Below are 7406 nucleotides of genomic sequence, written 5' to 3'. Positions count from 1 at the left end.
CCGMTCTCAGAACCACTTGCTATAATGAAAGCAGATAACTCATCAATCGTTTTAGCCTGTTGTGCTTTTAAGCAACTCTCGTTAGCGACAGGGACAATATACGCATGCCCTGCAAAGCGCTTTATCGAATAATCACCGCAGTCTCAACTCGAACAAATTCTTGAGCAAGTGCTGAATGCTGCAGACGACGCTAAAGTTGATGTCCACTGCGGTGATTATTCGATAAAGCGCTTTGCAGGGCATGCGTATATTGTCCCTGTCGCTAACGAGAGTTGCTTAAAAGCACAACAGGCTAAAACGATTGATGAGTTATCTGCTTTCATTATAGCAAGTGGTTCTGAAGGGGCTAAAAGTCTTAACGTTCAAGAGTACCAAGTAAAATTGAGTCACGATGGGGTTAGATTACGCTTGCCTAATATTGATAAAGTGGCCGTTGTTTTTGGCGCGAAGGGGAGTACTCGTTGTCAGCCTCATTTTAGAGATAAAGGGCGTGAACTTAAAAAAATATGGCAAGAGCTTGCCGTGCCTCCTTGGCTGAGAAATCAAATCCCTTTGGTTTTTTATAATGATAATCTAGTCGCAGCGTTGGGGCTTTGGGTAGATAAACGTTTCCTAGCCCAAGACCAAGAATTTGGATTTAAAATATAAAATCTTTCCGGCTATACAGAGCCTTTACGATTTTGCTTAAAACTGACTTTATAAGCCTAAGAAGCTATTTCACTGCTCAATTTAAAGCAATTTCGACCTGAGGCTTTAGCTGCATACAATGCATTGTCAGCACGTTCATATAGCTTATCTTGAGCCTGTGTTATCGCAGAGTCTGCAACGCCTAAACTACATTGCACCTTAAATGCACTCATTAACGGGTGTTCAGCCATTGACTTGATTATCCGCTGACATAAAGGTGTCATTTCGAGTTCATTTCCTTGAGCTATAATTATAAATTCATCGCCACCAATACGGAAAGCTTGGTCGGTATTACGAATCGCTTCATTTATCAATTCAGCAAACTCAGACAAAATGGTGTCACCGAGCTTATGACCATGTTTATCATTTAGACCTTTGAAGTTGTCTAAATCTAATACTAATAGTGAGATATCACCTTGCTTGCGATTTGATCTAGCTAAGGCATTTTTAATACTTTGACGATAGTAATAACGATTTCCCAAACCCGTCAATGCATCGAACATAGCTTGAGTAGACATTTGATCGAATTTAATAGCATTAAAAAATGGCTGGCAGAATAAGGTTTCAAGCTCGTTTAGTTGTAATAACTGATTAGGTGTCAGCGGTGCATTAAGAAAATACTTAATGCTATAAGGTTCGCCAAAGCCACTAATGACGCGCTGCTGGTTTAAACCATGGCACCGTCCCCAATTGAGTTTCAATTGGTGATTTAGCTGAATTCCTTGTATCGGCAACAATTGGCCAAGTGTTTTGCCGAAGCTGGCAAATACCGTTCTTGGATCTAAACTCGAATGCATTTGCTGAAGAATGTTAACCAAAGTATTTTGTTGGCTATCAGCTTGCTCATTCTCATAAGGTGCTGATTTATTCCAATTTTGTTCAGGATATGGCTGTGAAGCTATTGCGTAATCCATCTGGTTTACCTCATTTAATAATTCTTTCGCACAATAACGAGATGTTTGTTATTGAATTGTATTAAATTAAAGCAAAAAACATGCCGAACTTTTTTTATCGCTTATTTTCAGATGGTTATTGTTAAAGATAAACTTTGTTAATAGACTGTTTCTTTAATCGTTGGTTTTTTGACTCGGAGAACACGTATTTATGGAGCACAGCATTTTCATCCATATTCTCTCAATGTTGGTGATTGCTATTGTGGCAATCTCTATACTTCGACGATTTGGATTGCCGCCCATTTTAGCTTATTTACTGACAGGTGTTGTCAGTGGCCCTAGTGGTTTTCATTGGTTCACCCAACAGCAAATGCACTCAGTGGCTGAACTTGGGGTGGTATTGCTGATGTTCAGTTTAGGGCTTGAGTTTTCCGTACCTAAGCTTTGGTCAATGCGCCGGACAGTATTTGGTTTAGGCAGCGCACAAGTCACCTTTACGGCACTTATTGCCGGTTTAGTTGCCTTACTATTTGGCCAAAATATGATTGCAGCTGTGGTGATTGGCTCTGCTGTAGCACTATCTTCAACTGCAATTGTGCTTAAACTTGTCAATGAGCAAGGCTGGATGCGAAGGCGACACGGTGAGTTATCAGTCAGTGTATTGCTATTTCAAGACATTGCCGTCGTGCCTTTATTAATTATATTGCCCTTGTTATCCGCCAATGGTGAGCCTATGGGCTTTCTCGATATTGCGTGGGGAATGTTAACCGGGATCCTCGCTTTTATTGCGTTAATGTCTTTTGGCAAATGGATATTACCGCGCATTTTTGATGAAGTTGCTCGCTCTCGCTCTAACGAATTATTTGTACTTTCGACACTAGTAGTGGTGTTGGTTACTGGAGCATTCACCCAGTGGCTTGGTTTATCAATGGCATTAGGGGCATTTATTGCCGGTATGCTCTTGGGTGAAAGCCAATACCGAAGACAACTTGAAGCTGATATAAGGCCGTTTCGCGACTTGCTAATGGGATTGTTTTTTATCTCAATTGGCATGTTGCTCGATTTCTCGATAGTGGCTGAATTTTGGTGGCAAATCTTACTGATCCTCGTTGCTGTATTGCTGACGAAAACAATAGTTGTGTTTGGTATTCTCAAATTAGGTGGCGAGCAATTTAAGGTTGCGTTAAGTACAGCGATTAGTCTCGCACAAGTGGGTGAATTTAGTTTTGTCGTGTTGGCATTGGCGGTGAATTACGAATTACTTGAAACACAAATGAGTACCATATTCGTGATGGTTGCGGTGCTTTCTATGTCTATAGCCCCATGGCTGGTAAGAAATAGCATTGAAATAGCTCAAAAAATTGAAGGCAAGACTTCGAAAAAATCACAACTTGAAGATGAATTTACATTGCCGCCCCCTGAAGATGGTGATTTGGTACTGATTCTTGGTTACGGGCGTGTAGGTCAAACTATTGCTCGATTTTTAAAAACAGAAGCCGTGCCTTTTGTGGTGTTAGATTTAGACCCTAAGCGTGTATCGGAAGCCAAAATAGCAGGTGAGCCGGTATTCTTTGGTGATGCATGTAAAATGGGCTTACTAAAACAAATAGGTATTCGCCGCGCCAGTATGGTGGTCATCACCTTTGGTGAGTCAAGACAGGTCGAAGACTGTTTAGCTTTATCTCGTAAACTTGCACCAGAGACTAAAATCCTTGTACGTACTACCGATGATGCAGAACTCGATAGCCTTAAAGAAATGGGAGCCACTCAAGTTATTCCTGAAAAACTGGAAGGAAGCTTGATGCTTGTCTCGCAAGTGCTCTATAAGTGCGGAGTGCCTTTGCCACGGATTATTAAACGTCTTGAATCTGAAAGACGCAATCATTACCAATATTTACACGGCTTCTTTACTGGTGCTGAAACAGATTTCACCCTTGAATTATTGCATGCTGTATCACTTGATACTGGCTCAAACGCCGTGGGCAAAACATTAACTGCAATTCCATGGTCAGAGTTAGGGGTTGAAATTCGAGCGGTTAGGCGCAAAGGGGAGGAGTTAAGCCCACCGCCAAAAGAGTGGGTGTTCCAACGAAAAGACATTATTATGTTAGTCGGAAAACCCCGCGAAATTGAAAGCGCTGAAGAGTATTTATTACAAGGGTGATGGTTTTTTTTGAAGATGGCCAATTACAGTAGAATTTTGCCATCTTCTTCCATACAATGGATGGTTACGTTCGTTGTTGTGTAGCCAATTTTTCTTGCTACAGCTTGTATGGAATAGTGCATGTCGGCCAAATTATTTAATCTTCCAATTAAAATTAGCTTAGATCTTATTACTAAGTTATTTTCATCTGTTCAGCTGCAAAAAGCGCAGAACTACCTAATTGAAGGGCGTGTACTTGAAGTACATGCAAGCCAAGAAAATCATAATATCGAATCTTATGTGGTGGGCTCTGCTATTGAGCCTTATCGCCAAGATATTACCTTGGTTAACGTTAACCATAAAATAGTAATGAAATCTCATTGCTCCTGTCCTGTAGGTACCAACTGTAAGCATGTTGCCGCTGCTCTGCTCGCCTTAATCGATAAAAAACCAGTGGAAGAGCAACGCTTAAGTCAGTGGTTAATGCAGTTAGAAAAACAAGATCTTATTAATCCAGTCGAAGAAGAGGATGAAGAAAAAGATCGTATCATCTTCTCTTTATCCAGTGACCATCATGGCATTTTTGTTGATTTCAAACGCAGCAAACTGAATAAGAAAGGTCAATATAACAAGGGCAGCAAAGTTGCTTTAAACGATGTTAAGTATCATCTTCCTTGGTGGATTAACCCTGAAGATAGTCAAATTATCAGCCTGTTATTATCCTCGTCTAAAAGCGCATCAAAAATCTATTTAGAAGGTGAAATTTGCGCGCTGGCATTAAACAAAATGCTCGAACTTGGCACCTGCTTTTGGGAAGAAAGCCGCACTCCGCTCACCATCACTACGCCAGTGGCGCCAGATTTCATGTGGCAAGAAACCGATGCTCGTCATACTCAAATTAGTATGAGCATGCCAGAGCTTGATAACTGGGAGTTTATCGCTACTTGCCCACCTATGTTTGTCGATTTGGATTATTTAAAAATAGGTGCAGTAGCAACAGATTTAACCGTTGAAAAACTCAAGTTACTTCAGCAAATGCCACCAGTGCCACTGGATAAAGTAGACAGTATTAGCGATAAAATGCTGCGTCACTTTTCACCCAAAAGTGTGCCTGTGCCCAGCGAAATTGAATTTTATGAAATTGAAGATCCGCTGAAGGTTAAATTAACTTTTACTATGGTGCAGCTTAACGACAGTAACGTCATTCAGCCCGTGTTACAGCTAGAGTTTGCTTATGGTGATATTACGATTCCAGGTAAGGTAAGCCGTGAGAAAATCAGCTTAATCAAACAGGGTAAAATTCAGTATCAAATTCACCGCGAATTAGACAGTGAAGCACAAGCTATTGAATGCTTACAAAGCTTGCAACTTCAAGCCATTGATAATGGTTTGCTTACTTATACCAATAACGCCGTGAGTTACTACAGCCTTGGTTTGATGCCTGAAATGGTCAATGAATGGGCGCAATTAACCACGTTTGGCATCATGACCCTTGAAGACTTAGGTTATGAAGTTGAGTTTGCTCCTGAGTTTGATTTAAACATTATCGAAGCGGACATCGAAGTTGACTTAGATGACGATGAAGATAGTGGCTGGTTTTCATTGTCGCTTAATGCCGATATTGAAGGGCAAAGCGTACCGTTATTAAGCTTGGTGGCGCGCTGGTTACAACAAAATGGTGAGCCTGATGATGAGCAAGAGCTTATTCTTCCAGGACCTAACGGTCGCTTTGTTAAAATTAAAGCTAAAACCATTAAACCGTTAATTTCGGTGATTCAGGAGTTGTTTCAGCGAGGTGGCGGCGACTTATTAGAAGTGCCACGAAATCGTGCTGATTTACTTAATGAGTTATCTGAAAGCGATATTCGTTTATTAAACGGTGAACGGGTAAGACACCTTGCGACTAAATTGTCAGAGTTTAAAGGCATTCAACCTGTAGAATTACCTACTGGCTTAAATGCCACTTTACGAGACTATCAAAAGCAAGGTTACGATTGGCTTTGTTTTTTAAAAGAATACCAATTAGGCGGTATTCTGGCTGATGATATGGGCTTAGGTAAAACCCTGCAAACATTGGCATTCTTACTTAAAGCAAAACAAATGAAAGCGGCGGCAGCAACTTCTACGTTAAACAGTGCTGCAAGAGCAACTTCAGGAAAAACCAGACCCAGCCTCATTGTTTGTCCAACCAGTTTGGTGGGCAACTGGTATAAAGAAGCGCAAAAATTTACCCCTGACTTAAAAGTGCTGGTGGTTCATGGTAATAAGCGCCAAGCCTTACTCGATCAAATTGAAGACTTTGATGTCATCGTAACCACTTATCCGCTGATTTTGCGCGATGAGATTGTTTACAGTGAATACAGCTTTGAACACATCATTTTGGACGAGGCTCAGCAAATTAAAAATGCCCAAGCTAAAGTGACTCAAGCACTGAAAACCTTTAAAGGCCAATTCAGATTATGCCTTTCGGGTACGCCGTTGGAGAATCATTTAGGCGAACTTAAGTCTTTGATGGATTTTTGTTTACCAGGACTGTTAGGCCAACATGCTTATTTCAATAAAGAGTTTAGAGGCCCGATTGAAAAGCAAGCTGACACAGAAAAGTCAGCGATATTGCTTAACCGTATCGCACCATTTTTATTGCGCCGAACTAAAATTGAAGTGATGTCGGAACTACCTGAAAAAACCATTATCGTTCAGACCCTAGAGCTTGAAAAAGATCAGCGTAATCTATACGAAAGCATTCGATTAGTGATGGAGAAAAAGCTTCGTGAACTGTTTGCTAAGCAAGGTGTTTCAAGTAGTCATATTGAATTTTTAGATGCACTGCTTAAACTGCGCCAAGCATGTTGTGATCCACGCTTAGTGAAGCTTGAACAGGCCCAGTATGTGGAAAATAATGCCAAACTAACATGGCTAACTGAAAATGTGCCTGAAATGGTGGAAGAGGGTCGTAAGATACTAATATTTAGTCAGTTTACTGGCATGCTGGCACTTATCGAGCAAGAGTTTATCGATATGGGGATTAGTTACAGTAAGCTCACTGGCCAAACCCGTAATCGTCAGGTTGAAATTGATGCATTCCAAGAAGGTGAAGTCCCGGTGTTTTTGATTAGTTTAAAAGCGGGCGGAACAGGGCTTAACTTAACCGCTGCAGATACTGTGATTCATTTCGACCCTTGGTGGAATCCAGCTGCTGAAAAGCAGGCAACTGATAGAGCGCACCGCATAGGGCAGCTAAATCCGGTGTTTGTTTATAAGTTGATTGCCCAAGGAACAGTGGAAGAGAAAATTCAAGAAATGCAGCAACATAAACAAAGCTTAGCTGACAGCATTTTAGCGGGTAGCGCTAAAAGTCAGTGGCAAGGAAATGCTGAAGATTTATTGTCATTATTGCGTTAGTAAGCTATGACCTGTTTCACTGTTGTCGTGTATTCACTATGGCGATTATTGGTAGTTTCTGGCATTTTTGCTGGTCGAAATGAGGTAGGGGCAAGACGTTTATGCCCCAAGATTTTTTAGCCGCTTTCGTTAGCTAATGATTTATATATTTGAATAGAATCTTAATTTAAATCTAAGTCTAAATCTAAATCTAAATCAAAGTCGTGGCGCTTCGCCCACACCCGACGAAAGGGAAACAACAGCATTTCCCTTTTCGATATCCCTTGCCGCTCCGACGAAGT

Annotated in this window: 4 protein-coding genes and 1 pseudogene; 4 read left to right on the top strand and 1 reads right to left on the bottom strand. The window is 41.0% G+C overall.

From position 1 onward, the window contains the following. Positions 1-150: 150 nt before the first annotated feature. Together FNZ24_RS21875 and tilS are read left to right on the top strand one after the other, a co-directional pair. Positions 151-237, top strand: a pseudogene (locus FNZ24_RS21875) (TilS substrate-binding domain-containing protein); the annotation flags it as partial. 189 nt (positions 238-426) lie between these two features. Then, positions 427-648, top strand: a complete 222-nt coding sequence (gene tilS / locus FNZ24_RS21870; RefSeq protein ID WP_324187472.1) for a tRNA lysidine(34) synthetase TilS — start codon at positions 427-429, stop codon at positions 646-648. Positions 649-704: 56 nt separating this feature from the next. On the opposite strand, the gene FNZ24_RS09790 is transcribed toward tilS, so the two are convergent. Next, complete coding sequence (locus tag FNZ24_RS09790; protein WP_153914299.1) at positions 705-1601, bottom strand: GGDEF domain-containing protein; 897 nt, start codon at positions 1599-1601, stop codon at positions 705-707. Between the two features lie 190 nt (positions 1602-1791). Between FNZ24_RS09790 and FNZ24_RS09785 the strand changes: the two genes are divergently transcribed. Together FNZ24_RS09785 and FNZ24_RS09780 are read left to right on the top strand one after the other, a co-directional pair. Continuing rightward, positions 1792-3744 carry a monovalent cation:proton antiporter family protein gene (locus tag FNZ24_RS09785; RefSeq protein WP_153914298.1) on the top strand — a complete coding sequence of 651 codons (1953 nt, stop codon included), beginning with the start codon at positions 1792-1794 and terminating at the stop codon, positions 3742-3744. A gap of 120 nt (positions 3745-3864) precedes the next feature. Continuing rightward, positions 3865-7125 (top strand): SNF2-related protein, encoded by a 3261-nt coding sequence (locus FNZ24_RS09780; RefSeq protein ID WP_153914297.1) that lies wholly within the window; start codon positions 3865-3867, stop codon positions 7123-7125. Positions 7126-7406 lie beyond the last annotated feature (281 nt).

Source organism: Shewanella sp. TC10 (genome assembly GCF_009663145.1).
In the GTDB taxonomy this organism is placed as follows: domain Bacteria; phylum Pseudomonadota; class Gammaproteobacteria; order Enterobacterales; family Shewanellaceae; genus Shewanella.
Note: the sequence above shows the minus strand (reverse complement) of the source record. Positions and strands in the feature narration are given on the sequence as shown.

What these genes read in the sequence shown, in the direction of transcription:
- FNZ24_RS09790 (WP_153914299.1), bottom strand. Translation starts at nt 1,601, where the DNA reads ATGGATTACGCAATAGCTTCACAGCCATATCCTGAACAAAATTGGAAT.
- FNZ24_RS09785 (WP_153914298.1), top strand. Translation starts at nt 1,792, where the DNA reads ATGGAGCACAGCATTTTCATCCATATTCTCTCAATGTTGGTGATTGCT.
- FNZ24_RS09780 (WP_153914297.1), top strand. Translation starts at nt 3,865, where the DNA reads ATGTCGGCCAAATTATTTAATCTTCCAATTAAAATTAGCTTAGATCTT.